The organism is Burkholderia sp. BCC1988, assembly GCF_905339895.1.
In the GTDB taxonomy this organism is placed as follows: Bacteria; Pseudomonadota; Gammaproteobacteria; order Burkholderiales; family Burkholderiaceae; genus Burkholderia.
In genome coordinates this window covers 22327-47200 of record NZ_CAJPHA010000006.1, presented here as the reverse complement: position 1 = coordinate 47200, position 24874 = coordinate 22327, and the positions used below count along the sequence as shown (strand labels likewise).

At 68.6% G+C, this 24874-nt stretch carries 28 protein-coding genes; 20 read left to right on the top strand and 8 right to left on the bottom strand.

Annotated features, from left to right (window positions below):
* Positions 1 to 29 precede the first annotated feature (29 nt).
* The gene (locus tag U4012_RS10170) at positions 30 to 626 is read left to right on the top strand and encodes a DUF1493 family protein (protein WP_321798223.1); all 597 of its coding nucleotides are present in this window, start codon (positions 30 to 32) and stop codon (positions 624 to 626) included.
* Between the two features lie 71 nt (positions 627 to 697).
* Complete coding sequence (locus tag U4012_RS10165; protein ID WP_321798221.1) at positions 698 to 1159, top strand: type VI secretion system amidase immunity protein Tai4; 462 nt, start codon at positions 698 to 700, stop codon at positions 1157 to 1159.
* Between the two features lie 20 nt (positions 1160 to 1179).
* On the opposite strand, the gene U4012_RS10160 is transcribed toward U4012_RS10165, so the two are convergent.
* Positions 1180 to 2397, bottom strand: coding sequence for a Bcr/CflA family multidrug efflux MFS transporter (locus U4012_RS10160; RefSeq protein ID WP_321798219.1), 1218 nt, complete (start codon positions 2395 to 2397; stop codon positions 1180 to 1182).
* Positions 2398 to 2644: 247 nt separating this feature from the next.
* Here U4012_RS10160 and U4012_RS10155 point away from each other — a divergent pair, with 247 nt between their 5' ends.
* The 9 genes from U4012_RS10155 to U4012_RS10115 all read left to right on the top strand — a co-directional run bounded on the left by U4012_RS10155 (position 2645) and on the right by U4012_RS10115 (position 10637).
* A complete protein-coding gene (locus U4012_RS10155) occupies positions 2645 to 3097 on the top strand; it encodes a hypothetical protein (RefSeq protein WP_321798217.1) in 453 nt (150 codons plus the stop codon).
* Between the two features lie 174 nt (positions 3098 to 3271).
* Complete coding sequence (gene hemL / locus U4012_RS10150) at positions 3272 to 4555, top strand: glutamate-1-semialdehyde 2,1-aminomutase (protein ID WP_044846220.1); 1284 nt, start codon at positions 3272 to 3274, stop codon at positions 4553 to 4555.
* A gap of 15 nt (positions 4556 to 4570) precedes the next feature.
* Complete coding sequence (ribD, locus tag U4012_RS10145; protein WP_124487768.1) at positions 4571 to 5692, top strand: bifunctional diaminohydroxyphosphoribosylaminopyrimidine deaminase/5-amino-6-(5-phosphoribosylamino)uracil reductase RibD; 1122 nt, start codon at positions 4571 to 4573, stop codon at positions 5690 to 5692.
* A gap of 14 nt (positions 5693 to 5706) precedes the next feature.
* The gene (locus U4012_RS10140) at positions 5707 to 6336 is read left to right on the top strand and encodes a riboflavin synthase (RefSeq protein ID WP_044846222.1); all 630 of its coding nucleotides are present in this window, start codon (positions 5707 to 5709) and stop codon (positions 6334 to 6336) included.
* Positions 6337 to 6518: 182 nt separating this feature from the next.
* A complete protein-coding gene (locus tag U4012_RS10135; protein WP_044846223.1) occupies positions 6519 to 7037 on the top strand; it encodes a DUF1993 family protein in 519 nt (172 codons plus the stop codon).
* Between the two features lie 187 nt (positions 7038 to 7224).
* The gene (gene ribBA / locus U4012_RS10130) at positions 7225 to 8367 is read left to right on the top strand and encodes a bifunctional 3,4-dihydroxy-2-butanone-4-phosphate synthase/GTP cyclohydrolase II (protein WP_044846224.1); all 1143 of its coding nucleotides are present in this window, start codon (positions 7225 to 7227) and stop codon (positions 8365 to 8367) included.
* 53 nt (positions 8368 to 8420) lie between these two features.
* A complete protein-coding gene (gene ribH, locus U4012_RS10125) occupies positions 8421 to 8936 on the top strand; it encodes a 6,7-dimethyl-8-ribityllumazine synthase (protein WP_040143614.1) in 516 nt (171 codons plus the stop codon).
* Positions 8933 to 9370 (top strand): transcription antitermination factor NusB, encoded by a 438-nt coding sequence (nusB, locus tag U4012_RS10120; protein WP_044846225.1) that lies wholly within the window; start codon positions 8933 to 8935, stop codon positions 9368 to 9370. The genes ribH and nusB overlap by 4 nt, the downstream gene beginning before the upstream one ends.
* A 70-nt stretch (positions 9371 to 9440) precedes the next feature.
* Entirely contained in the window at positions 9441 to 10637 is a 1197-nt protein-coding gene (locus tag U4012_RS10115; protein ID WP_321798210.1) for a pyridoxal phosphate-dependent aminotransferase, read from the top strand.
* Positions 10638 to 10757: 120 nt separating this feature from the next.
* Here the strand turns inward: U4012_RS10115 and U4012_RS10110 are convergent, their stop codons facing one another.
* Positions 10758 to 11885, bottom strand: a complete 1128-nt coding sequence (locus U4012_RS10110; RefSeq protein ID WP_124522138.1) for a transglycosylase SLT domain-containing protein — start codon at positions 11883 to 11885, stop codon at positions 10758 to 10760.
* A 597-nt stretch (positions 11886 to 12482) separates the two neighbouring features.
* Here U4012_RS10110 and U4012_RS10105 point away from each other — a divergent pair.
* Together U4012_RS10105 and U4012_RS10100 are read left to right on the top strand one after the other, a co-directional pair.
* A complete protein-coding gene (locus U4012_RS10105) occupies positions 12483 to 14039 on the top strand; it encodes a UbiD family decarboxylase (RefSeq protein ID WP_321798207.1) in 1557 nt (518 codons plus the stop codon).
* A gap of 34 nt (positions 14040 to 14073) precedes the next feature.
* Positions 14074 to 14748 (top strand): LysE family translocator, encoded by a 675-nt coding sequence (locus U4012_RS10100; protein WP_321798206.1) that lies wholly within the window; start codon positions 14074 to 14076, stop codon positions 14746 to 14748.
* 103 nt (positions 14749 to 14851) lie between these two features.
* Here the strand turns inward: U4012_RS10100 and U4012_RS10095 are convergent, their stop codons facing one another.
* On the bottom strand, positions 14852 to 15145 hold the full coding sequence (locus U4012_RS10095; RefSeq protein ID WP_044846230.1) for a hypothetical protein: 294 nt from the start codon (positions 15143 to 15145) through the stop codon (positions 14852 to 14854).
* 512 nt (positions 15146 to 15657) lie between these two features.
* Here U4012_RS10095 and U4012_RS10090 point away from each other — a divergent pair.
* Both U4012_RS10090 and U4012_RS10085 read left to right on the top strand, forming a co-directional pair.
* Positions 15658 to 16587, top strand: coding sequence for a Rossmann-like and DUF2520 domain-containing protein (locus tag U4012_RS10090; RefSeq protein ID WP_321798203.1), 930 nt, complete (start codon positions 15658 to 15660; stop codon positions 16585 to 16587).
* Positions 16588 to 16663: 76 nt separating this feature from the next.
* Positions 16664 to 17227 (top strand): YggT family protein, encoded by a 564-nt coding sequence (locus U4012_RS10085; RefSeq protein ID WP_044846232.1) that lies wholly within the window; start codon positions 16664 to 16666, stop codon positions 17225 to 17227.
* Positions 17228 to 17241: 14 nt separating this feature from the next.
* Here the strand turns inward: U4012_RS10085 and U4012_RS10080 are convergent, their stop codons facing one another.
* Entirely contained in the window at positions 17242 to 17592 is a 351-nt protein-coding gene (locus U4012_RS10080) for a DUF190 domain-containing protein (protein ID WP_044846233.1), read from the bottom strand.
* Positions 17593 to 17616: 24 nt separating this feature from the next.
* Positions 17617 to 18003, bottom strand: a complete 387-nt coding sequence (gene crcB, locus U4012_RS10075) for a fluoride efflux transporter CrcB (RefSeq protein ID WP_321798200.1) — start codon at positions 18001 to 18003, stop codon at positions 17617 to 17619.
* 53 nt (positions 18004 to 18056) lie between these two features.
* On the opposite strand from crcB, the gene U4012_RS10070 reads away from it, so the two are divergent.
* Together U4012_RS10070 and U4012_RS10065 are read left to right on the top strand one after the other, a co-directional pair.
* Positions 18057 to 18275 carry a hypothetical protein gene (locus U4012_RS10070; RefSeq protein ID WP_321798198.1) on the top strand — a complete coding sequence of 73 codons (219 nt, stop codon included), beginning with the start codon at positions 18057 to 18059 and terminating at the stop codon, positions 18273 to 18275.
* A 137-nt stretch (positions 18276 to 18412) separates the two neighbouring features.
* Positions 18413 to 19624, top strand: a complete 1212-nt coding sequence (locus U4012_RS10065) for a S53 family peptidase (protein ID WP_321798195.1) — start codon at positions 18413 to 18415, stop codon at positions 19622 to 19624.
* A 128-nt stretch (positions 19625 to 19752) separates the two neighbouring features.
* Here U4012_RS10065 and U4012_RS10060 read toward each other — a convergent pair whose 3' ends face one another.
* On the bottom strand, positions 19753 to 20637 hold the full coding sequence (locus U4012_RS10060) for an SIR2 family NAD-dependent protein deacylase (RefSeq protein ID WP_321798193.1): 885 nt from the start codon (positions 20635 to 20637) through the stop codon (positions 19753 to 19755).
* Between the two features lie 79 nt (positions 20638 to 20716).
* Positions 20717 to 21322 carry an NUDIX domain-containing protein gene (locus tag U4012_RS10055; protein WP_321798191.1) on the bottom strand — a complete coding sequence of 202 codons (606 nt, stop codon included), beginning with the start codon at positions 21320 to 21322 and terminating at the stop codon, positions 20717 to 20719.
* An 81-nt stretch (positions 21323 to 21403) separates the two neighbouring features.
* Here U4012_RS10055 and U4012_RS10050 point away from each other — a divergent pair, with 81 nt between their 5' ends.
* The 3 genes from U4012_RS10050 to U4012_RS10040 all read left to right on the top strand — a co-directional run bounded on the left by U4012_RS10050 (position 21404) and on the right by U4012_RS10040 (position 23433).
* Entirely contained in the window at positions 21404 to 22159 is a 756-nt protein-coding gene (locus tag U4012_RS10050; protein WP_044846306.1) for a DeoR/GlpR family DNA-binding transcription regulator, read from the top strand.
* Positions 22160 to 22288: 129 nt separating this feature from the next.
* Positions 22289 to 22900 (top strand): chromate transporter, encoded by a 612-nt coding sequence (locus tag U4012_RS10045; RefSeq protein WP_321798188.1) that lies wholly within the window; start codon positions 22289 to 22291, stop codon positions 22898 to 22900.
* Positions 22897 to 23433, top strand: coding sequence for a chromate transporter (locus U4012_RS10040; protein ID WP_321798186.1), 537 nt, complete (start codon positions 22897 to 22899; stop codon positions 23431 to 23433). Before U4012_RS10045 ends, U4012_RS10040 begins: the two co-directional genes overlap by 4 nt.
* 83 nt (positions 23434 to 23516) lie before the next feature.
* On the opposite strand, the gene U4012_RS10035 is transcribed toward U4012_RS10040, so the two are convergent.
* The gene (locus U4012_RS10035) at positions 23517 to 24677 is read right to left on the bottom strand and encodes an enolase C-terminal domain-like protein (RefSeq protein ID WP_321798184.1); all 1161 of its coding nucleotides are present in this window, start codon (positions 24675 to 24677) and stop codon (positions 23517 to 23519) included.
* Between the last annotated feature and the right edge of the window lie 197 nt (positions 24678 to 24874).

The following is a 24874-nucleotide window of genomic DNA, read 5'->3' as shown; positions in this document are numbered from 1 at the left end:
CGAAACGCCGTCGATACACGACACCCCGAATGCTGGATTCAAGCCCGGCGTTCGGGGTGTTTCGCATGTGCGGTACCCCCCCGCACCACAGCGGCCCGGCAGGCATCGACGATGCCGTCTGCCGAGGGCTGCGCGTGACGTCATACGTTCGTACACGCCCCCATTTTCGAACAAGTCCAATTGTCAGCAGTTGCCCAGGCTCGGTAACTTCCTTCGCTCCGCGTGATGCGACCATCCGCGCTTGTCAAGCCGGAGGACAAGGTGTTCTGATGAGCCAATTTACATGGAACGAGTTTGAGGATTTTGTGAGAAGGGAGACCGGTGTTAGTCCCCAAAAAATTCTCACAAAAGGTCATGCCGTCGAGGGTGATTTGGATATCACTGGCGACGATGCGATCGAGTTTATGGAGAGCTTCTTCGACAGGTTTCCGGTGCAGGTTGGCGATTTTGAGTTCAATCGCTACTTCTCAGGAGAGGGCTTCAGCTTGATTGAAGTGGCGCGGATGGCTTTCTCCAGAAAACGCCGAGAAAAATATGACAAAGTGCCACTGACTCTAGGCATGCTCTATCAGGCTATTTTGGATGGAGAGTGGAACAATCAGCGCTTGGAAAGTCTGCCGCGCTGATCGTACCTCGCCAAATAGACCGGTTTTTTTTAGGCGATGTGTTGGATCTGTGCACGCGTCTGGAGGCTGCCATGAGACAAAATCCGCTGCTCCAGCGTGTGATATTTTTGGCACTGACGTTGGCGGCACAATCGGGCCATGCAACAGATACGACATCGTCGCCACAAGCCAGCGCCCGAACCTACGCCCAGAATTACAAGGACATGGTGCTCGCCGAGTGTGTCGCGACTGCTTATCGGAATGAACCGTCCGCTGCGATGGACGCGGGAAGCAGCGCGAGTGCGCTGATGGACTGGACGTACTTCGATCTGGAACGGAATCCCGACGCGGGCAAATCGCTGGTCAATCGTTTTCTTGCACGCGACTATCGCAATCCGATCGTCGAATCCGAAATCAAAGGCGTCGGGTTCGATTTTTTGAAATGCCTGGACCTGTACCACAGCAAGGAACTCGACGCTCAGGTCAAACGGTTTGTCATCAACCCGAAGCGCAGCTATCGACTCGATAATCGCTCGTCAGACCGCTCCAGGTGAGGCCGATCCTCCCGCACCGCTCAAGCCCCCGCTTTCACCGGCCGGCCATGCCAGCGCAGCACGAGGTAACGCCCGACGAAACACAGCACACCGCAGACGCCGATCGTCACGCCCATCGCGAACGGCGTGCCGTCGGCGAGTGCGCCGATCGCGACGCTCGCGAGCGCGCCGAGCGCGAGCTGCATCGCGCCGAACACGGCCGCCGACGCACCCGCGTTGTGCGGATAGCGGTGCATCAGGTCGGTCGTGCAGTTCGCGGACAGGATCCCGACCACGCCGACGACGAAGAACAGGCACACGACGATCGACCACAGCCCGCCCAGCCCCGTCAGCGCGACGAATGCGACCGCGAGCGACGCGACGCAGCTCACGAGCGACGCGGCCGCGATGATCCGCAGCGAGCCGATGCGGCCGACGAGCCGCGTGTTCGCGAAGTTGCCGATCATGATGCCGACGACATTCAGGCCGAACAGCAGCCCGTAATGCTGCGGCGACACGTGGAAATACTCGATGTACACGAACGGCGTCGCGGTGATGTACGAGAACATCGACGCGAACGCCATCCCGCCGCACAGCATGTGTCCCCATGCGACCGGATCGGACAGGATGCGCCCGTACGACGCGAACGACGCGAGCACGGCCGTGCTCTTGCGCCGCTCCTTCGGCCAGGTTTCGGGCACGCGCAGGTACGCGGTCGCCGCGCACAGCGCACCGAACGCGGCCAGCACGACGAACACGCCGCGCCAGCCGGCGAAGCGCAGGATCTGGCCGCCGATCAGCGGCGCGAGCAGCGGCCCGACCGCGGTGACGATCGCGACCATCGACAGTACCTTCGCCGCATCGGTAGGCTCGTGCGCGTCGCGCGCGATCGCACGGGCGAGCACCGACGCGGCGCCCGCGCCGAGCGCCTGCAGGAAGCGCACGAGGATCAGCATGTCGATCGAGCCCGACACGAAGCAGCCGACACTCGCGAGCGTGAACAGCGCGATGCCGCCGAGCAGCACGGGCCGGCGGCCCCACGTGTCGGACAGCGGACCGTACAGCAGCATGCCGATCGAGAAGCCGGCCATGAAGCTCGTCAGCGTGCGCTGCGCGGCGCCGGGGCTCACGGAGAAGCCGTCGGCGATCGACGGCAGGCTCGGCAGGTACATGTCGGTGGCGATCGGCCCGCAGGCGGCGAGCGCACCGAGCAACAGGATCAGCCGGGCATCGGGCCGGCGCCGGACGACGTGGGACATGGGTATCCGCAATGGAGGCCCGCGCGCATCGAGGCACGCGTGGCGGTGAAGACGGGAGGCTACGCCGCAAGCGGCGCGTTCAAGCACATGATTGTACGCGCAACTTTTTCGCGTGCCGCGCGCGGTCTGCCGCGCCAGGCTGGAACACGCGCGCATGACCGGCGTCGCGGCAGACCGCGCGCGGATTCGATTAAGCTTGCTGCTCCCCGCCTCTCTTGTCTGATCAATCCGACGCACGACCGACCCGATGACCGCCTTCCTGCTGATCTGGAGCCCCAAGAAATGGCCGTGGCCCGAGCTGCCCGACGTCGCCGCGCGCGTGAAGGCCGGCGAGGCCGTGCACGACGTGTGGGGCTGCGGCTTCGCGCGCGGCATCCTGCCGGGCGACCGTGTGTTCCTGCACCGCGTCGCGCAGGCGCCGAAGGGCGTGTTCGGCTCGGGCTACGTGACGCGCGCGCCCTACGAGGTGCCCGACCCGGCGACGAAGCGCGGCTACCGGCTGTGCATCGATTTCGTCTACGACTGGCTGGTCGACGCCCACCAGGACGTCGTGATCCCGCGCGACGCGCTGCGCGCGCATCCGTACTCGGTGCAGACCTGGGACGCGCAGTCCTCCGGCACGTCGATCAAGCCGATGGTCGAAGGCCCGCTCGAGAAGCGCTGGGCCGAGCTGACCGGCAAGCGCCGGTCGCCACGATAAACGGGCCGGATCGGCCGCGCGCCGTTCGCGCCGGCCAATCTCCCACGCGCGCAAAGGCCGCATACCGGGCCGCGGGCCCGCCGGGCGCGTCTCCGGTACAATCAGACGATCGTTCCGCTCAGGCGCCGCGGCCCGTGCACAGGCCCCCGCGCCCTTCTCTCGCAGGTTTCGCACATGTCCAACAATCAGATCCTCTTCGAACGCGCCCAGAAGACCATCCCGGGCGGCGTCAACTCGCCGGTGCGCGCCTTCCGTTCGGTCGGCGGCACGCCGCGCTTCGTGTCGCGCGCGCAAGGCCCGTACTTCTGGGATGCCGACGGCAAGCAGTACATCGACTACATCGGCTCGTGGGGCCCGATGATCGTCGGCCACGTCCATCCGGAAGTGCTGTCGGCCGTGCAGAGCGTGCTCGCCGACGGCTTCTCGTTCGGCGCGCCGACCGAAGCGGAAATCGAGATCGCCGAGGAAATCTGCAAGCTGGTGCCGTCGATCGAGCAGGTGCGGATGGTGTCGAGCGGCACCGAGGCCACGATGAGCGCGCTGCGTCTCGCGCGCGGCTTCACGGGCCGCAGCCGCATCGTCAAGTTCGAGGGCTGCTACCACGGCCACGCGGACAGCCTGCTGGTCAAGGCCGGCTCGGGCCTGCTGACGTTCGGCAACCCGACGTCGGCCGGCGTGCCCGCCGACATCGCGAAGCACACGACCGTCCTCGAATACAACAACGTCGCCGCGCTGGAAGAAGCGTTCGGCGCGTTCGGCGACGAGATCGCCGCGGTGATCGTCGAGCCCGTCGCGGGCAACATGAACCTCGTGCGCGGCACGCCCGAGTTCCTGAACGCGCTGCGCGCGCTGTGCACGAAGCACGGCGCCGTGCTGATCTTCGACGAAGTGATGTGCGGCTTCCGCGTCGCGCTCGGCGGCGCGCAGGCGTACTACGGGATCGCGGCCGACCTCACCTGCCTCGGCAAGGTGATCGGCGGCGGGATGCCGGCTGCCGCGTTCGGCGGCCGCCGCGACATCATGGCCCACCTCGCGCCGCTCGGCGGCGTGTACCAGGCCGGCACGCTGTCGGGCAACCCGATCGCGGTCGCCGCGGGCCTGAAGACGCTGCAGCTGATCCAGGCGCCCGGCTTCTACGACGCGCTCACCGCGCAGACGAAGCGCCTCGCCGACGGCCTCGCGGCCGAAGCGCGCGCGGCCGGCGTGCCGTTCGCGGCCGACTCGATCGGCGCGATGTTCGGCCTGTACTTCGCCGAGCGCGTGCCGACCAGCTTCGCGGAAGTCACGAAGAGCGACACCGAGCGCTTCAACCGCTTCTTCCACCTGATGCTGGACGAAGGCGTGTACTTCGCGCCGTCCGCGTACGAGGCCGGCTTCGTGTCGAGCACGCACGACGACGCGGTGATCGACGCGACGCTCGCGGCCGCGCGCCGCGCGTTCGCGGCGCTGGCCGCCTGACCCGGGTCCGCACGCATGTTCTCGGATACCGATTTCGCCCACATGCAGCGCGCGCTGACGCTCGCGGCGCGCGGCATGTATACGACCGCGCCGAACCCGCGCGTCGGCTGCGTGATCGTCAAGGACGGCGACGTGATCGGCGAAGGCTTCACGCAGCCGGCCGGCCAGGACCACGCGGAAGTGCAGGCGCTGAAGGACGCGCGCGCGCGCGGCCACGACGTCGCCGGCGCCACCGTGTACGTGACGCTCGAGCCGTGCAGCCACTTCGGCCGCACGCCGCCGTGCGCGAACGCGCTGATCGACGCGCGCGTCGCGAAGGTCGTCGCGGCGATGGAAGACCCGAATCCGCAGGTGTCGGGCCGCGGCCTCGGGATGCTGCGCGACGCGGGCATCGACGTGCGCTGCGGGCTGCTCGCGCATGAAGCGGGCGAACTGAACATCGGCTTCGTGTCGCGGATGACGCGCGGCCGCCCGTGGGTGCGGATGAAGACGGCCGCGTCGCTCGATGCACGCACCGCGCTGCCGTCCGGCGAAAGCCAGTGGATCACCGGCGAGGCCGCGCGCCTCGACGGCCACGCATGGCGCGCGCGCGCGTGCGCGATCCTCACCGGGATCGGCACCGTACGCGAGGACAACCCGCTCCTGACCGTGCGCGGCATCGACACGCCGCGCCAGCCGCAGCGCGTGCTGGTCGACAGCCGCCTCGACCTGCCGCTCGATGCGCGCCTGCTCGAGGGCGCGCCGTTGCTGATCTTCTGCGGCCGGCTCGATGCCGCCGGCGAAGTGCGCGCGAACGTGCTGAAGTCGCGCGGCGCGGAAATCGTGCCGCTCGCGAATGCGCACGGCAAGGTCGACCTGCCCGCGATGCTGGCGGCGCTCGGCGCGCGCGGCGTCAACGAGTTGCACGTCGAGGCCGGCCACAAGCTGAACGGCTCGCTGCTGCGCGAGCAGTGCGTCGACGAGCTGCTGGTCTATCTCGCGCCGAGCCTGCTCGGCAGCGACGCGGCCGGCATGTTCGACCTCGCCGCACCGGCGAGCCTCGACGCCCGCACGCGGCTCGCGTTCCACAGCGTCGAGCGGATCGGCGACGATCTGCGGATCCTGGCGCGTGTCGCGCCGCCCCCTGCCACGCATTGAACGGAGCCGTCACGATGTTTACCGGAATTGTCGCGGCCGTCGGCCGCATCGAATCGATCACCCCGCTCGGCGCGTCGCCCGACGCGGGCGTGCGGCTGACCGTCCAGGCCGGCGGGCTCGACCTCGCCGATGTCGCGCTCGGCGACAGCATCGCGATCCAGGGTGCGTGCATGACGGTGATCGCCAAGACCGGCACCGGATTCGACGTCGACGTGTCGCGCGAAAGCCTGAACCGCACGGTCGGCCTCGCGCAACCGGGCGAAGTGAACCTCGAGAAGGCGCTGCGCGCGCACGACCGCCTCGGCGGGCACATCGTGTCGGGCCACGTCGACGGCCTCGGTACCGTGACGCGCTTCGCGCCGGTCGGCGAGTCGCACGAGCTGCGCATCGTCGCACCGCGCGAGCTCGGCCGCTATCTGGCGTACAAGGGCTCGATCACGGTCAACGGCGTGAGCCTGACCGTCAACACGGTCGACGATCGCGCCGACGGCTGCGAATTCTCGATCAACCTGATCCCGCATACGGTCGATGTCACGACGCTGCGTCACGTGAAGGCCGGCGACAAGGTCAATCTCGAAATCGACATGATCGCGCGGTATGTCGAGCGGATGATGTCGGCATCGCAGGGCGTGCATCAGGACTGATCCGGCGGTTCCGCCCCCTGGGCAGGGATTGGCGGCCGGCGGCTCGGCGCGGCACCTGGCCTGATGGCCAACGACGCGCACGCGCCATCCCGTCGCGCTAAGATGCAACGGCAGCGTTTTCGGCGCCGCGACGCACGGTGCGCCGCGTACCGGCTGCCCCTTTTCCTCCAGGAGTCGTCCCCATGTCCATCTCGATGTACCAGGCTTCGCTGCCCGTCCTGATCCGCGGCCTGACCAACCTGCAGCACATCCTCGGCAAGGCGCAGGCGCACGCGGCCGAGAAGCAGATCGACCCGTCGGTGTTCATCGGCGCACGCCTCTATCCGGACATGCTGCCGCTCGTCCGCCAGGTGTACATCGCGACCGACACGGCCAAGGGTTGCGCCGCGCGGCTCGCCGGCGTCGACATCCCGAGCTTCCCCGACGTCGAGCAGACGTTCGACGAACTGCATGCGCGCATCCAGAAGACGATCGACTACCTGAAAGGCTTCGACGCCGCGCAGATCGACGGCAGCGAAGCACGCCAGGTCGTGCTCAAGATGCGTGTCGGTCCGATCGAGTTCACCGGGCAGTCGTACCTGCTGAACTTCGTGCTGCCCAACTTCTTCTTCCACGTGACGACGGCGTACGACATCCTGCGTCACAGCGGCGTCGAACTCGGCAAGCTCGACTACCTCGGCGGCCGCAACGATCACGCGTGACGCACGGCCGGGTCCCGGCCAGCCTGCGGCTGCCTGACATCGGGCGGGCCGCGGCGGCCCGGGCAGGCCCGCCTCGCAGGCCGGTCGCACCGCGTTTCGGCGCGCTCGCCGGCCGCGCGCAGCCGGTGCCAGCCGAAACGCGGTCCGGCTGGCGTAAAATACGCACTTTCCTCTTTCTCGCCCCCTTATGACGCTCGCCTCCACGCTCGACATCATCGCGGAGTTGAAAGCCGGCCGGATGGTGATCCTGGTCGACGAAGAAGACCGCGAAAACGAAGGCGACCTCGTGATCGCCGCCGAATTCGTCACGCCGGAAGCGATCAACTTCATGGCCAAGTACGGCCGCGGCCTGATTTGTCTGACGTTGACGCAGGAACGCTGCAAGCAGTTGCACCTGCCGCTGATGACCTACCGCAACGGCACCCAGTACGGCACCGCGTTCACGGTCAGCATCGAAGCGGCCGAAGGCGTGACGACCGGCATCTCGGCCGCCGACCGCGCGCACACGATCGCCACGGCGGTCGCGCACGACGTCCGTCCCGAGCACATCGTGCAGCCGGGCCACGTGTTCCCGATCATGGCGCAGCCGGGCGGCGTGCTCGTGCGCGCCGGCCACACCGAGGCCGGCTGCGACTTCACCGCGCTCGCCGGGCTCACGCCGGCCGCGGTGATCTGCGAGGTCATCAAGGACGACGGCACGATGGCGCGCCTGCCCGACCTGCTCGAGTTCGCGAAGGAACACGGCCTGAAGATCGGCACGATCGCGGACCTGATCCAGTACCGCAGCCGCACCGAATCGATCATCGAGCGGATCGCCGAGCGCACGATGCAGACCGCGCACGGCACGTTCCGCGCGGTGCTGTACCGCGACCAGCCGAGCGGCTCGCCGCACATCGCGCTGGTGCGCGGCACGCCGTCGCCCGACGTCGATACGCCCGTGCGCGTGCACGAGCCGCTGTCGGTCCTCGACCTGCTCGAGACGGGCGTCTCGACGCACTCGTGGACGCTCGACGCGGCGATGCGCGACATCGCGGAACGCGACCTCGGCGTGATCGTGCTGCTCAACTGCGGCGACACGAAGGAACATCTGATCGACGTCTTCAAGGCGTTCGACGAGGAAGAAAAGGCTGCTGCGCTGAAGCGCCGGCCGGTCGATTTCAAGACGTTCGGCATCGGCGCGCAGATCCTGCGCGATGTCGGCGTCGCCAGGATGCAGGTGCTGTCGAATCCGCGCAAGCTGGGCAGCATGTCCGGCTACGGCCTCGAAGTCACGGGCTTCATTCCGATGCCCGGCGGCGAAGCCAAGTCCTGCCCGGCGTCCCACGCGTAACCCGCCACGACGCTTTCGCCCTATAACCGTTCATCCACACCACGGACCAGATCATGGAAATCGGACAATACCAACCGAATCTCGAAGGCGACGGCCTGCGTATCGGCATCGTGCAATCCCGCTTCAACGAACCCGTCTGCAACGGCCTCGCCGATGCGTGCGTCGAAGAACTCGAGCGCCTCGGCGTCTCCGGTGAAGACGTGCTGCTCGTGTCGGTGCCCGGCGCGCTGGAAATCCCGCTCGCGCTGCAGAAGCTCGCGGAAAGCGGCCAGTTCGACGCACTGATCGCGCTCGGCGCGGTGATCCGCGGCGAGACGTACCATTTCGAACTCGTGTCGAACGAAAGCGGCGCGGGCATCACCCGCATCGGCCTCGACTTCAACCTGCCGATCGCGAACGCGGTCCTGACGACCGAAAACGACGAGCAGGCCGTCGCGCGCATGACCGAAAAGGGTCGTGACGCCGCACGCGTCGCGGTCGAGATGGCCAACCTGACGATGGCACTCGACCAGCTCGGCGACGACGAGGACGAAGAAGAAGACGAAGACGACGAAGAGGAGCGCGCATGAAGAAGAGCGCCCGCCGACAATCGCGCGAGCTGGCGACGCAGGGCCTGTATCAGTGGCTGCTGTCGAACGCGGCCCCCGGCGAGATCGACGCGCAGCTGCGCGGCGCGCTCGGTTACGACAAGGCCGACAAGGAGCTGCTCGACGCGATCCTGCACGGCGTGATTCGCGAGCATGCGACGCTCGTCGAAGCCCTCACGCCGTCGCTGGACCGTCCGGTCGACCAGCTGTCGCCGGTCGAACGCGCCGTGCTGCTGATCGCGACGTTCGAGCTCACGCATCATGTCGAAACGCCGTACCGCGTGATCATCAACGAAGCAGTCGAACTCGCGAAGACGTTCGGCGGCTCCGACGGCTACAAGTACGTCAACGGCGTGCTCGACAAGCTCGCCGCGAAGCTGCGCCCCGCCGAAACGCAGGCGCGCCGCAACGGCTGATTCCGCAGGTGGACGGGCGCGCGAGCGCCCGTTTTTCGTTCTCCCTCCCCCTCCCCGCTCCGCCCGACCGATGAATACCACCGCCGATTCGCTCGTCACGCTCGCCGCACGCGTCGACGCGATCCAGCCCTTCTACGTGATGGAACTGATGAAGGAGGCACAGCGGCTCGAGTCCTCCGGGCGCGACGTTATCCACATGGGCATCGGCGAGCCGGACTTCACCGCACCGGAGCCCGTCGTCGAGGCGGCGGCGGCCGCGTTGCGCCGCGGCGTCACGCAGTACACGAGCGCGCTCGGCATCGCGCCGCTGCGCGAAGCGATCGCCGCGCACTACGCGCGCGCGTACGGCCTCACGATCAGCCCCGAGCGGATCGTCGTGACGGCCGGCGCGTCGGCCGCGCTGCTGCTCGCGTGCCTCGCGCTCGTCGGCCGCGACGACGAGGTGCTGATGCCCGACCCGTCGTACCCGTGCAACCGGCACTTCGTCGCGGCGGCCGAAGGCCGCCCGGTGCTCGTGCCGAGCGGCCCGGAAGCGCGCTTCCAGCTCACCGCGGACGACGTCCGCACGCGCTGGGGCAGCCGCACGCGCGGCGTGCTGCTCGCGTCGCCGTCGAACCCGACCGGCACGTCGCTCGAGCCGGACGAACTGAAGCGGATCGTCGCAGCCGTGCGCGCCCGCGGCGGCTTCACGATCGTCGACGAGATCTACCAGGGGCTCAGCTATGACGCGGCGCCCGTGTCGGCGCTGTCGTACGGCGACGATGTCGTCACAGTCAACAGCTTCTCGAAGTACTTCAGCATGACCGGCTGGCGGCTCGGCTGGCTGGTCGTACCGCCCGCGCTCGTGAGCACGTTCGAAAAGCTGTCGCAGAACCTGTTCATCTGCCCGTCCACGCTCGCGCAGCACGCGGCGCTCGCGTGCTTCGAACCGGCGGCGCTCGACATCTACGAGGCGCGCCGCCTCGAATTCAAGCGTCGCCGCGACTTCATCGCGCCGGCGCTCGAACGGCTCGGCTTCACGGTGCCCGTGATGCCGGACGGCGCGTTCTACGTCTATGCGCACTGCGGCGGCGTCGCCCATCCGGCGGCCGGCGACAGCGCGGCGCTCACGCAGGCGATGCTGCACGACGCGGGCGTCGTGCTGGTGCCGGGCATGGATTTCGGCGTGCATGCGCCGCGCGACTATATCCGGCTGTCCTATGCGACCGCCTATTCGCGCCTCGAAGAGGCCGTCGACCGGCTTGCGACGCTGTTCGGCCAGCACTGAGGTCCGAGCGGCCCTCCCGGCCGGCGTGCCGGGCGCTACCGTCCGCGCCAAAACGAAAAGGCACCCGAATCGGGTGCCTTTTTGCTTGAGTCCTGCCGGAACCGCGGGGCGTTGCGTGACTTACGCGCCGAGCTCCGAATGATCGCCGTGCGCCTGCTTCGCGGTGTCGACGCTTGCGTCGTCCTGCTGCGGCGCGCCCTTCGGCGCGGCGGCGGCCTTCGCGGCGATCGGCTGCGCGGTGTCGAGCGTCGCGTGCACGCGCTTTGTGCTGCCTGCCGCTGCCGTCACGGCCGCGGTGACGATAGGCTTCGACGGCTGGGCCGGCGCCTGCGGCGCATTGACCGGCACGCTGCGGCCGTGCGCGACGTCGCGCAGGCGGCCGCGCTCGGCCATGACCTTCGAGCCGTACACGGTGTCGTCCGGGTTGGTCGAGCCGTTGTACAGACGCAGGCCGTTCGCAAGCGAGCCGCCGCGGGCGATGCAGTCCTTCAGCACGAGCGCGCCGACCTGCAGGTTCGCGAGCGGCTGCAGCGCGGTGTCGGTACCGCCGAAATATTCGAACTTGTCGGAATGGACCTTCGACATGACCTGCATCAGGCCTTGCGCGCCGACGCCGCTTTCCGCGTACGGGTTGAAGCCCGATTCGATCGCCATCACGGACAGCAGCAGCAGCGGATCGAGGCCGACGTCGTGGCCGGTCTGGAACGCGGCCTTGACGAGCTGGCCGAGCGGCTCCTGGGCGACCCGGTAACGGCGCGACAGGTAGGTGGCGACGAGCGCCTGCTGGCGGTTCGACGCGAGCGCACGGTCATCGCGCGCATCGGCCGGGACCCGCTGGGACGGGATCAGTTTCGCGAGCGCGACAGGCGACGGGCCGTTGCGGGCCGCATCGGACGCATCGCTTTGCGCGGCGGTTTCCGGTGCCACGTCGAGACCGACGGCGAGCGCATCCGTCTCGGGAGCCTCTTCCTGCTGCGGCTGCGCGCCGGCGGGCGCGAAGTTCGGCAGCGGATGGCCGGTCAGCAGACGGGCCGGACCGGCCTGCACGGCCGCGGATACGACCGGCATCAGCTTCGCGGCGAGGTTCCCGCGCACGGTCGGCAGCAGCCACAGGGCCAGTGCGATCGCGACGGCGAAACAGCCGACGACGCTGAATAAATGGTGACTGACACGCGTCCCGCGACGCAGCATGTTGCGCACGATCTGTGCATGCTGCTCACTGGGACGCCACGATAACCAAGCGTTCATTCAGATCATCTCCCATGAACATGACTCGTGCGGCTCGCTCGGCTCGATGGCGAGACAGAAAACGCGCCGCGGAATCACGACGCCGCACGCCTTGGTCGGGGCATGCAGGCATCGGGGAAACGGTATAAGTACCGTTCGAGGCCACGGTATAAGACGGCCGGCACCTTCGCACATGGGGCGAGGCGGGCATACGCGGTGGCACCCACGCAAAAAACCAGCGTCTGGTGGCGCTGGCTGGGACTACGACAAAGGCCGTCGAATACGCCGTGCAGGTTTCGGCGGACGGTGACGCGCTGCGTCAAAGATCGGTGATTGGCGGCTCGAAGCCTTTTACCCTGCAGCCAATGTGAGCGGATTCTAGCAGGGTTTTATAGATCGTCAACACTATAAAACCTCCAAATTATAACAAAAAGTAATTTTGAACCGCCCTTCAGATCGCGAGCCCCCTGCCGTAGGGGCTCTCCGCGCGGTCCACTTTTTTCTCCGCCCGGGCGTGCGCGCGGCGGCCCGGGTAAAATCGGCGCTCGATTCGGGGCCGCAGCCGGCCGCTGCGCCCGCCCATCGCTGCCCGCCTTGCGGGCGGCCCGGACCTTGTTCATGAAATACAAAGACTTACGCGATTTCATCCAGCGCCTCGAGGCGCTCGGCGAACTGCGGCGCGTCACGCAACCCGTGTCGCCCGTGCTCGAAATGACCGAGCTGTGCGACCGCGTGCTGCGCGCCGGCGGCCCGGCGCTGCTGTTCGCCGCGCCGCCCGGCAATGCGTTCCCGGTGCTCGGCAACCTGTTCGGCACACCGCGCCGCATCGCGCTCGGGATGGGCGTCGATGCCGGCGACGACGCCGCGCTCGGCTCGCTGCGCGACCTCGGGCGGCTGCTGTCCGCGCTGAAGGAGCCGGATCCGCCGAAGAGCCTGAAGGACGCCGGCAAGCTGCTGTCGCTCGCGAAGGCCGTATGGGACATGGCGCCGAAATCGGTGTCGTCGCCGCCGTGCCAGGAGATCGTCTGGGAAGGTGCCGACGTCGACCTGCACAAGCTGCCGATCCAGACCTGCTGGCCCGGCGACGCGGGGCCGCTCGTCACGTGGGGCCTCACGGTCACGCGCGGGCCGAACAAGCCGCGCCAGAACCTCGGCATCTATCGCCAGCAGCTGATCGGCCGCAACAAGCTGATCATGCGCTGGCTCGCGCATCGCGGCGGCGCGCTCGACTTCCGCGAATTCGCGTTGAAGAACCCCGGCAAGCCGTATCCGGTCGCGGTCGTGCTCGGCGCGGATCCGGCCACGACGCTCGGCGCGGTGACGCCGGTGCCCGATTCGCTGTCCGAGTATCAGTTCGCCGGCCTGCTGCGCGGCAGCCGCACCGAGCTCGCGAAATGCCTGACGCCCGGCGTCGACACGCTGCAGGTGCCCGCCCGCGCGGAGATCGTGCTCGAAGGTTTCATTTATCCGCAGGAAGGCGCGCCCGACCCCGCCCCGGCCGGCGCACCGCCGCGGCCGGCCGGCAACGCGTCGGCCGCTTATGAGCACGCGCTCGAAGGCCCGTACGGCGACCACACCGGCTACTACAACGAACAGGAGTGGTTCCCGGTGTTCACCGTCGAGCGCATCACGATGCGCCGCGACGCGATCTATCACTCGACCTATACGGGCAAGCCGCCCGACGAGCCGGCCGTGCTCGGCGTCGCGCTCAACGAGGTGTTCGTGCCGCTGCTGCAGAAGCAGTTCACCGAGATCACCGACTTCTACCTGCCGCCGGAAGGCTGCAGCTACCGGATGGCGATCGTCCAGATGAAGAAGAGCTACGCCGGCCATGCGAAGCGCGTGATGTTCGGCGTGTGGAGCTTCCTGCGGCAGTTCATGTATACGAAGTTCATCGTGGTCGTCGACGAGGACGTGAACATCCGCGACTGGAACGAGGTGATCTGGGCGATCACGACGCGCGTCGACCCCGTGCGCGACACCGTGATGGTCGACAGCACGCCGATCGACTATCTCGATTTCGCGTCGCCCGTCGCGGGCCTCGGCTCGAAGATGGGGCTCGACGCGACCAACAAGTGGCCCGGCGAGACGAACCGCGAATGGGGCCGCCCGATCGAGATGGACGCCGCCGTGAAGGCGCGCGTCGACCGCCTCTGGCAGGAGATCGGACTGTAAGTCCGCGCGTTGAACGCACCCGACAAGAACGACGATGAGCTTTCCTCCCGCCTCGATGCTGTCCGACGGATTCTTCCTGTCGCTGTCGCTGTGTCTCGACATCGGCCTCGTCAACGTCGCGATGCTGTCGCTGACGCTGTCGCACGGCTTCCGGCCCGGCTTCTGGCTCGGCGTCGGCTCGTGCGTCGGCGACCTCGTCTACGCGGCGCTCGCGCTCGCCGGCATGGCCGTGCTGCTGCAGTTCGAGGCCGTGCGCTGGATCGTCTGGATCGGCGGCGGTGCGGTGCTGCTGTTCCTCACGTGGAAGATGACGCGTGAAGCGCTCGCGCCGGCCGGCGGCACCGACGACGGCGATGCGGACGACACGCCGCAGCCGCGTGCCAGTGCGCGGCGCAGCTTCATGCGCGGGATGCTGCTCGCGATGTCGTCGCCGAGCGCAATCCTGTGGTTCGCGGCGGTCGGCGGTGCGCTGATCGCGAAAGCCGGCGCGACCACGCCGGCCACGGCGTCGGTGTTCCTGTCCGGCTTCTTCCTCGGCGGCCTCGCGTGGACGCTCTTCATGTGCACGCTCGCGAGCCAGGGCCGCAAGCGCGCGGGCGCGGGGCTGATGCGCGCGTGCCACGTCGCGTCGGCGCTGCTGTTCGCGTATTTCTCGTACAGCGTGATCGTCGGCGGCTATCGCGACCTGATTGCGCACGCCGTGGCGTAACCGGCGCGCACAGGATCGCGCGCCCAATGAAAAACGGCGCAACGCCCCACGCGGGACATTGCGCCGTTTTGCCGCGCGCGGTCAGGCCGCCGCGCGGAATGCGTCAACGACGCCAGTAGCCGTGGTGGCCCCAGCCGCCGTAACCGTGACGCCAGTACGGACGGCCGTAGTAGCCGCCGACGACCACGGGGGGCGGTGCATAGTAGGCCGGCGCCGGCGCGTAATACACGGGCGGGGGCGGCGGTGCGTAGTACACGGGCGGCGGCGCCGCATACACGGGATACGCAGGTGCGATCGGAACCCCGATGCCGACCCCGATCGACACGTGGGCCTGCGCGGCGCTCGCGGCACCCAGGCCCAGCGCGGCGGCGGCGATGAACGGAATGAGCTTTTTCACTTCGATTCTCCTGCTGGAGCGGTAATTTGTGCGCCCCTGTCGGCAACGGCGGGCATGCACGTCGCATGGAAGCAATGTAGCGAAAACCCGCCGCGCGCGTATCGCGCATTTGTTGCAAATTGCAATTCCACCCGGCTGCAAACACCGTGCGGCGTGGCCTTGCGGATCCTCGACATCGCTTGCCGGTCGCGTGATTCCGTCCGACCAGTGAAAGCGCGACACATTGTCCGGTCAGTCTTACCGGATCCGGCAAGCACGGCGGGCACGCTTCCGTAATGAACGATTACAAATTTGAGACAAGACGCCGACAATTCAACGGGGATCTGGCCCCCGCGTGATTCGGGGCCGAATCACGCGATCGTCGCGGACGGCGAAAACGGCCGCGCGAATTTACCGCTACCCCGTGTCGCACGCCGACGTCCAGGTCGTCCTCGCCCGGCGCCGCCCTTGCGCGGCCGCCCCGTCATTCCTGCGATACTGGCGACTGCTCCGTTTCCGCTTCGTCACCCACCATGTCCCTTCCCGACACGCCCCGCCTCGGCTTCATCGGCGCCGGCCGCCTGGCGCGCTGCCTCGCCCTGCGTTTCGCGGCCGCCGGCTTTCCGGTCGTCGCGATCGCGAGTCGCACGGCGGAATCGGCCACGGCGCTCGCCGCGCGCATCGACGGCTGCCGCGCGGTCGACACGCCGCAGCAGGTCGTCGACGCCGCCGACCTGATCTTCCTCACCGTGCCCGACGACCATCTCGCGTCGACCGCCGCGGCGCTGCGGTTCGACGCGGCGCGCGCGGCGAGCCAGGCGCTCGTCCACTGCAGCGGCGCGTCGGCGGTCGAACTGCTCGATCCGGCCAAGCGGCAAGGCGCGGCCACGGGCGGCTTCCATCCGCTCTACCTGTTCGGCGGCACCGACGCCGATCTCGCCCGCATCGACGGCTGCTCGGTCACGCTCGAAGCCGACGGCGTGCTGCACGCGACGCTGCTGCGGCTTGCTGACGCACTCGGCTGCCATCCGCTGTCGATTCCGGCCGGCGGCCGGATGCTCTATCACGCGGCCGCCCATTACGCGGCGAGCTTCGCGCTGTGCGGGCTGTCGGAGGCGGTCGAGCTGTGGCGCGGCCTCGGCTTCGACGAGGAAGCGGCGCTGCGCGCGCTGCTGCCGATGCTCGCCGGCACGATCGAGACCGCGCGCGACAAGGGCCTCGCGAACGCACTCGCGGGCCCGGTATCGCGCGGCGACACCGGCATCGTCGAGCGTCAGCTCGCGCTGCTCGAGGCGCGTGGCGGCGATCACGCGACGCTGTACGCGCTGATGACCCGCCGCGCGGTCGCGCTCGCGGCGAAGCGCGCCGCGCCGCCGGCCGCGCTGCCGGCGCTCGCGCAGGCCGTCGAAACGTCGCTCGCGCGCACGACCGGGCACCCCTCCCCGCCGCGGGACGAGGCGTGATAAGGTGTCGGCCGATGCGCCGCCATCCGGCGTTGGCGGCCGCACGCTACTCGACTGTATAAAAAGGATGCCAACGATGTTCGGCGAGATCGCCCGTTTTCTGCTCAATACCGTCTTCACGCTGTTCGGCGCCGCGCTGATCCTGCGCGTCTGGATGCAGGCCGTCCGCGTGCCGCCGTACAACCCCGTCACGCAGGCCGTGCTGCAGGCGACCAACTGGCTCGTGCTGCCGCTGCGCCGCGTGATCGCGGGCGTGCGCGGCATCGACTGGGCAAGCGTCGTCGCAGCGCTGCTCACCGCGCTCGTCTATGTGGTGCTGATGGTCGTGATGGCCGGCTTCGACCCGGCCTCGGTGATCGCGACGCTCGTCGTGGTCGCGCTGCTCACCGTCGTGAAGTGGGCGCTCAATCTCGTGATCTGGATGACGATCCTGATGGCGCTGCTGTCGTGGCTCAATCCGCGCTCGCCGGCGATGCCGATCCTCTACCAGCTCACCGCACCGTTCCTGAACCCGCTGCGCCGCGTGATCCCGAACCTCGGCGGCATCGACCTGTCGCCGATCCTGCTGTTCGTGATCGTGCAGGTGCTGCTGATGATCGTCACGCGCGCCGCCGTGTCGCTGACGATCTTCGGCATCTGATCCGACGTGTCGCGCTACGCTGCCGGCCCCTGCGCCGGCGGCGCCTCGAGCGTGTCGATCACGCCGAAATTCGCCGGAATCATCGCGTAGCACACGCGCACTTTCTCGCGCGACACGCGCTCGAGCAGCCGCTGCGCCTCGTCCTCGGTGACGATGAACTCGACCTCGACCGCGAGCGAACCCTGCAGTTCGAAAAAGCGGTCCTCGTGCAGCACCCGATGCCGGCCGAAGCCGGCCATCGCGCGAAACGCCGAACCGCCCGCGACCCCCATCCGGTTTCCCTCCTCCAGCAACCACTCCCACAGCGGCTTCCAGTGCAGCCGGTGCTGCTCGTGCACGTAGAAGCGCAAGAAGACCCTGTCCATCGCGTCCTCCCGGTGCCGGCGCGCTCAGGCCGCCGCGAACCACGCGCGCGCGGTCCACATGCCGAGCGCCGTCAGCGTGAACGATCCAGTCAAGTGTAGGGCAGCCACCGCGAACGCCCATCCGAATTCGCCCTGCACCGCGTGCGTCATCACTTCGACCGAATAGGTCGAGAACGTCGTGAGGCCGCCGAGGAAGCCGGTGATCACGAACAGCCGCCACTCGGGCGGCAGCCCGACGCGGGTGGTAAAAACGACGGCGGCAACGCCGATCACGTAGCCGCCGATCAGGTTCGCGGCGAGCGTGCCGAGCGGCACGGCGGGAAAGAACGCGTTGAGCCCAAGGCTCAGGAACCAGCGCAGCAATGCGCCGAGTCCGGCGCCGACGAAGATCGCGACCATCGAATAGAACAAGGGAACTCCTCGCTGACGAGCCCGCATCGCGGATGCGGCCTACGCCGAACTGTATGCGCAATCGCGCCGCGGCGGCAATGCCGGAGGACCGGCGGACGCGGCCCGGATCGCGTCGCACCGGCATCACGCATTTCGTTATTCCGGCATCCGTGCCGCAATCGATTTTTTCCAATCGATTACGCCGGACATTACAAATCAAACCGGCGTCGATTATTTATCAGATTTTTAATACCGGAAAGATCAGCTTCATCGGGCGGCACGCCAGCGCTTGAACGCCGCATTCCATTGGTATTTCACGTATTTACCCTCATCAGATATTCCCGTATTCGTTCGATATCCGATGCAATTTACGCAGCCGATTTCGTAGAATTGTTTCGCCCCCTACTCCATCGACATGGAGATTCGAAGAATGAACAATATCCGCCTGTCTTCCATGTTGATACCGGCGCTGTGCGCGTCGCTGCTCGCGTCGAGCGTCGCGCTCGCCGCGGACAACGGGCCGCCGCCCTACGTCGAGGGCGCCCGTGCACCCAAGGGATTCGCCCGTCCGCCGTTCCATACGAAACCGCGCGCAAGCACGGCCACGGTGGCCGGCCTCACGCCGGCGCTCACCCGGCACGCGTACGGATTCGACACGATCGCCAACCAGGGCGACGGGATGGTCGTTGCGATCGTCGACGCGTACGACGACCCGCGGATCGAGTCCGATCTCGGCGTGTTCAGCAACGCGTTCTCGTTGCCGGCCTGCACCACGGCGAACGGTTGCTTCACCAAGGTATATGCACGCGGCGCGCGGCCCAGGGCCGATTCGGGCTGGGCGCTCGAGATATCGCTCGACGTCGAATGGGTGCATGCGATCGCGCCGAAGGCGAGAATCGTGCTCGTCGAGGCCGCGTCGGCCAGCTTCAACGACCTGATGGCCGCGGTCGACGTCGCGGTCAAGCGCGGCGCGTCGGTCGTGTCGATGAGCTTCGGCGGCAACGAGTTCAACAGCGAAACCGGCTTCGACAGCCACTTCAACGTATCGGGTGTCACGTTCGTCGCGTCGTCCGGCGACAGCGGCACCGGCACCGAGTACCCGGCGGCGTCGCCGTACGTGGTGGCGGTGGGCGGCACGACGTTGTCCACCGACGCGTCCGGCGCCTACGTCGGCGAGGCCGCGTGGAGCGGCAGCGGCGGCGGCGTGAGTTCCGTCGAGGGCGAACCGGCCGGCCAGACCGCGTGGCCGGTGCCGGTCGCCGGCAAGCGCGGCGTGCCCGACGTCAGCTACGACGCGAACCCGTCCAGCGGTTTCGCGGTGTACGACTCGGTCACCTACCAGGGGCAGGCGGGCTGGTTCCAGGTCGGCGGCACCAGCGCGGGCGCGCCGCAATGGTCGGCACTCGTCGCAATCGCGAATTCGCTGCGCGCCGCGGCCGGCAAAAGCCCGTTGAGCGGTACCTACAACACGCTCTATACGGTCGGGAAAAACGCCTACGGCAGCGACTATCACGACGTCACGACCGGGTCCAACGGCAGCTGCGGCAGCGTCTGCAACGCCGCGGGCGGCTACGACTACGTGACCGGCCTCGGTTCGCCGCAAGCACCGGCACTCGTGCAGGCGCTCGTCGGCCAGCCGTAACGGGTGAACGCAGGCCGTGCCGGGGTGCGGCGTTCAATCGCCGAGCCATGCGACAAGCCCCGGCGCTCGTGCAGGCGCTCGTCGGCCAACCGCAACGGGCGAACGCAGGCCGTGCCGGGGTGCGGCGTTCAAACGCCGTGCCACGCGCGGTCGAGCGCGGCGAGCGTCGCGAGCGCGCCGCCCTTCAGCCCGATCACGTCCGCGCGGCGCGCATGGGCTTCGCGTGCGTTGATGCGGATCACGTCGGCGCCGAGCCGTTCGCTCAGCAGCCGCACGGTCGGAATCGCGGTGCCCGCGCCGATCTCGACGACGCTCACCCGTCCTGCCCGCGCGATCCAGTCGTGCAGCGCCCGCTCCTGCGCGTCGTAGCGTTCGCCGAGCCAGCCGTGGTCGCCGAACATCAGGATGTTCGGCCGCGCGAGGCCGCCGCACCGCGGGCAGCGCGGCAGCTCGCCGACCAGCCGGCACGCGGCCGCATCGACGTCGGGCGTAAACGGCGCGGCGTCCCACGTGTCGTCCGAGCAGGGTCGCAGGCATTGCATCGAATGAATCGAACCGTGAATCTCGACGACACGCGCCGGATCGAAGCCGGCCTTCTGGAACTGGCCGTCGACATTGCTCGTCAGCACGAAGCCGCCGTTCGGCATCGCGTCCATCCAGCGCCGCAGGATCGCGAAGCCCGCGTGCGGCACCGTGCGACGGTAGAGTTCGAGACGGTGCCCGTAGAAGCCCCATGCGAGCTGCGGATGCGCGCGGAACGCCTGCGGCGACGCGATCTCGTGGAATTCGAAACGCGCGTGGCGCAGCGCCGGATACGCGCGCCAGAAGCCGTCCGTGCCGCGGAAATCGGGCAACCCCGAATCGACGCCGATGCCGGCGCCGGCCGTCACGAGCAGCGCATCGGCCCGCGCGAGCGCCTCGACGGCGGACGCGACCAGATGCGCCGGCAGTGGCGCGGCAGCGGCGTTGGAATCGGCGGAACCGGTGGAGTCGGGCGAATCGGAAATCGGCATGATGGCGCAGCGGTAGCGTCGAACGGTGTACGAATGGCGTCGCGCGATCATACGCCCGTTCGAGTGCCGCGCCGCGGCATCATCCCGTCGTTGCGCGCCCGCCCGCCGGTTCACGCAGCGCGACGTACTGCAGCAGCATGATCGTCTTCGCGTCGACGATCTCGCCGCGCTCGACGGCATCCAGCGCCGCGTGCACCGGCATCTCGACGACCTCGAGATCCTCGCCCTCCTCCGCGATCCCGCCGCCGTCGCCCGTGCGCAGCGACGCATCGTATTCGCCGACGAAGAAATGCAGCTTCTCCGTCACCGAGCCCGGGCTCATGAACGCCTCGAACACCTTGCGCACGCCGCGCACGCGATAGCCGGTTTCCTCTTCGGCCTCGGCACGGATGCGTGCGTCGGGCGTCGCGTCGTCGAGCAGGCCCGCGGCGGCTTCGAGCAGCATCCCGTCGTGTCCGTTGACGAACGCCGGCATCCGGAACTGCCGCGTGAGCAGCACGTCGCCCGTCGCCGCGTTGCGCAGCAGGATGGTCGCGCCGTTGCCGCGATCGTAGGTTTCGCGGCTCAGGCGCTGCCACGTGCCGTCGCGGCGCAGGAAATCGAACGTGACCTTCTTCAGCACATACCAGTCATCGGACAGCACCGTCGTATCGACGATGCGGACGCGGTCCCGCGTTGCGGCCATGGCGGCCTCCCATTCGACAAGTGATGGCACTCATGGTAACGTGCATATTCGTGCAATTTCAAGAAATTTCGTGCAAACACGATGCTGACGACCCAACGCAAGAAAGCGATCCTCGACGCGCTCGCCCGCGACGGCCAGGTGCTGGCTGTCGAACTGAGCGCGCAATTCGGCGTGTCCGAGGACACGGTGCGCCGCGACCTGCGCGAGCTGGCGGCCGAAGGCCTGCTGCAACGCGTGCACGGCGGCGCGCTGCCGGCGTCGCCGGCCGTCGCGCCGTTCGCGCAGCGCGAGACGCTCGACACGGCGGAAAAGCGGCGTATCGCACGCCGGGCCGCGCAAATGATCGCGCCCGGACAGGTCGTGATCGTCGACGGCGGCACGACGTCGGCCTTGCTCGTCAGCCAGTTGCCGCCCGACCTGCGCGCGACGATCGTCACGCACAGCCCGAGCGTCGCCGTCGCGCTGGCGGCGCATCCGTCGATCGACGTGATCCTGATCGGCGGACGGTTGTACAAGCATTCGATCGTCGCGGTAGGCGCCGCGGCGATGGAAGGCATCGCGCGCATCCACGCCGACCTGTATTTCATGGGCGTCACGGGCGTTCATCCGGTCGCGGGGCTCAGCACCGGCGACTTCGAGGAAGCGGCGATCAAGCGCGCGCTGGCCGCGCGAGCCGGCGAGACGATCGTGCTGGCGTCGCAATCCAAACTGCGTGCGGCGTCGCAGTTCGTGATCGGCGAGCTCGCGCTCGCACAGGCCATCGTGGTCGAACGGGAAACCGATGCGGCGCTGACCGAGCCGATCGAGGCCGCGGGCGTGACGGTCGTGCGGGCCTAGCCGCGCGCCGGTTTCGGCGGGCGCGCCGACGTCGTTGGGCAAGCATCCTCGCCGGCCCGATGTCAGCGTGCTGACAGGCACCGCTTGCTACCATGGGCGACTGCCCACCCGCCGCGCCTTGTCCGTCCGATGTCTTCGCCCGCCACCCCGATCGCACCCGCGCCGCCCGACGGCGCTGCCCCGCCCCCCGGCGTCCTCGCCCTGTTCATCGCGTTCGCGCAAATCGGCCTCACCAGCTTCGGCGGCGGGCTGAGCGGGCGCATGATGCGCGACTTCGTGCACGAGCGGCGCTGGCTCGACGAAGAGGCGTTCCTCAACGGCCTCGCGCTGTCGCAGGCGCTGCCGGGCGTCAACGTGAAGAACCTCGCGATCTGGATCGGCTACCGGCTGGCCGGATGGCGCGGCGCGGTGGCCGGCTTCACCGGCGTCATCGCGCCGCCGGCCGTGCTGATCGTGCTGTTCGGCGTCGCGTTCTCGACGCTCACGCGTTTTCCGCTCACGCATGTCGCACTCGCGGGCGCGGCCGCCGCGGCGATCGGGCTGTCGATCTCGATGGCGATCACCGCGGTGCGCCGGCTGCCGCGCCGCGCGCTGCCGTTCGCGGTGACGACGCTCACGTTCGTGTCGGTGGCGGTGCTGCACTGGCCGCTCGTCTGGACCGTGCTGATCGGCGGCACGCTGAGCGTCGCGCTCGAATACCGCCGTGCGGGCGCCGCCGCGGCCGGGAGCGCCGAACGATGACGACCCCGTCGCGCTATGCAGCCCTGTTCGGCGTGTTCGCGCCGCTGTCGATCGCGACGATCGGCGGCGGACAGGCGATCATCGCCGACATCCAGCGGCAGGTCGTCGACGTGCATCACTGGATGACGGCCACGCAGTTCGTGAACGACTTCGCGATCGCGCGGATGGCGCCCGGCCCCGGCTCGCTGCTCGCGACGCTGATCGGCTGGCAGGTGGCGGGCTTCTGGGGCGCGGTGATCGCGACGCTCGCGCTGTTCGGGCCGACCGCGTTCCTGATCTACGGCGTCGCGCATCTGTGGCGGCGGCACCAGGGCGCACGCTGGCAGATCGCACTCGAAGCCGGCCTGCGCCCGGTCGCGGCCGGCATGATCCTCGCGTCGGTCTGGGTGCTGCTGCGCGCGCTCGACGGCGGCTGGGCCGCGCGGGCGATCGCGGTCGGGTCGACCGTGTGCGTGATGGGCACGCGCATTCATGCGTTGCTGCTGATCGTCGTCGGCGCATTGCTGCTGGTCGGCGTGCACGCGATCGGCTGACGGCGGCATCGACGCCAAGCCGGCCCGCCAAAGCATGCACGGCCCGCTTCGCAATCGACGCGCGCTGACACCGGCGGCGCCGGTCAGCGGCCCGCGACCGAGCGAAACGCGCGACAGGCATCGGCATGCAGCTCGAAACCGATGCCCGGCGCCTGCGGCACGGGCGTGTAGCCGGCGTCGACCGTTGCGCCGTCCGCCAGCCCGCTGAACGGATGGAACGCGAACGGGCTGACTTCCGCGCCGCCGAGCCCGAGCGCCGACACGACGTGCAGCGAGAACAGATGACCGCCATGCGGCCAGAACGCATCGCGCCGCCAGCCATTCGACACGAAATGGTCGACGATCTGCAGGTAGCCCGGCAGGCCATAGCAATGCACCGGATCGAACACGAGGACGTCGCGGTCAGGGCGCAGGCCGCCGTAGCGCTCGAGCAGCTTCGCTTCCGCGAGCGAGAACAACGCCTCGCCGGCCGCGACCGGCGGCGCGTATTGCGCAGTCAGGTCCGCATGAAGCGGCAGGTCGAGCGGGTCGCACAGATCCTCGAACCACCAGAGTTCGAACGGGGCCAGCCGCGCGGCGGCAGCGGGGCCGCTCGTCGCGTCGTACCCGTTCATCGCGTCGACCGCGAGATGCGAGCTGTCGGCAAGGCAGGCCGCGGCGGCTTCGATGCGGCGTATGTCCTGGTCGATATCCGGGCCGCCGATCTTGATCTTCGCGTGCGTGTAGCCGAGATCGGCGATGCGGCGCATCTCGTCCGACAGGTGCGCGAGATCGTCGTGCGGATAACGGTAGCCGCCGCCCGCGTAGACGCGCACGCGGGGCGCCGCGTCGCGCGCGAGCCGGTCGGCGACGAAGCGATGGAGCGGCAGGCCCGCGATCTTCGCGGCGGCATCCCAGATCGCCATGTCGAGCACGCCGACCGCGACACAGCGTTCGCCGTGCCCGCCGGGCTTCTCGCCCGCCATCATCGCGCGCCATGCGCGAAACGGATCGAGGTTCGTGCCGGCGTCGTCGGCGATGGCGTGCGCGGCGGCCAGCAGACGCGGCGCGAACCGTTCGCGAATCAGCCCGCCCTGCGCATGGCGGCCGACCGACGCGTAGCCATAGCCCGTGACCGGCCGGCCATCGCGCACCACATCGGTGACGATCGCGACGACGCTCGTCGTCAGGCCGCCCGACGGAATCGCCGGATCGGCATAGCGGGAAACCGGGATCGCCTGCTCGCGGATGTCGGTGATGCGCATGGTCGGGGTTCCGGGAAAACGTTCGGCGTTCGCGGGCCATGCACGCGCGGCAGCCGGCGTGACGGGCGGATCGCTGCATCATAGGCGCTTGCGCGATCGCGCGCGATAGTGGAACCGGCCGAGCGTGCGACCACGCTCGGCGAGCTGTTTCCGAACCGGAACGCGTTTTATTTTATTGGGCCGGCGTTCGCTGCTGG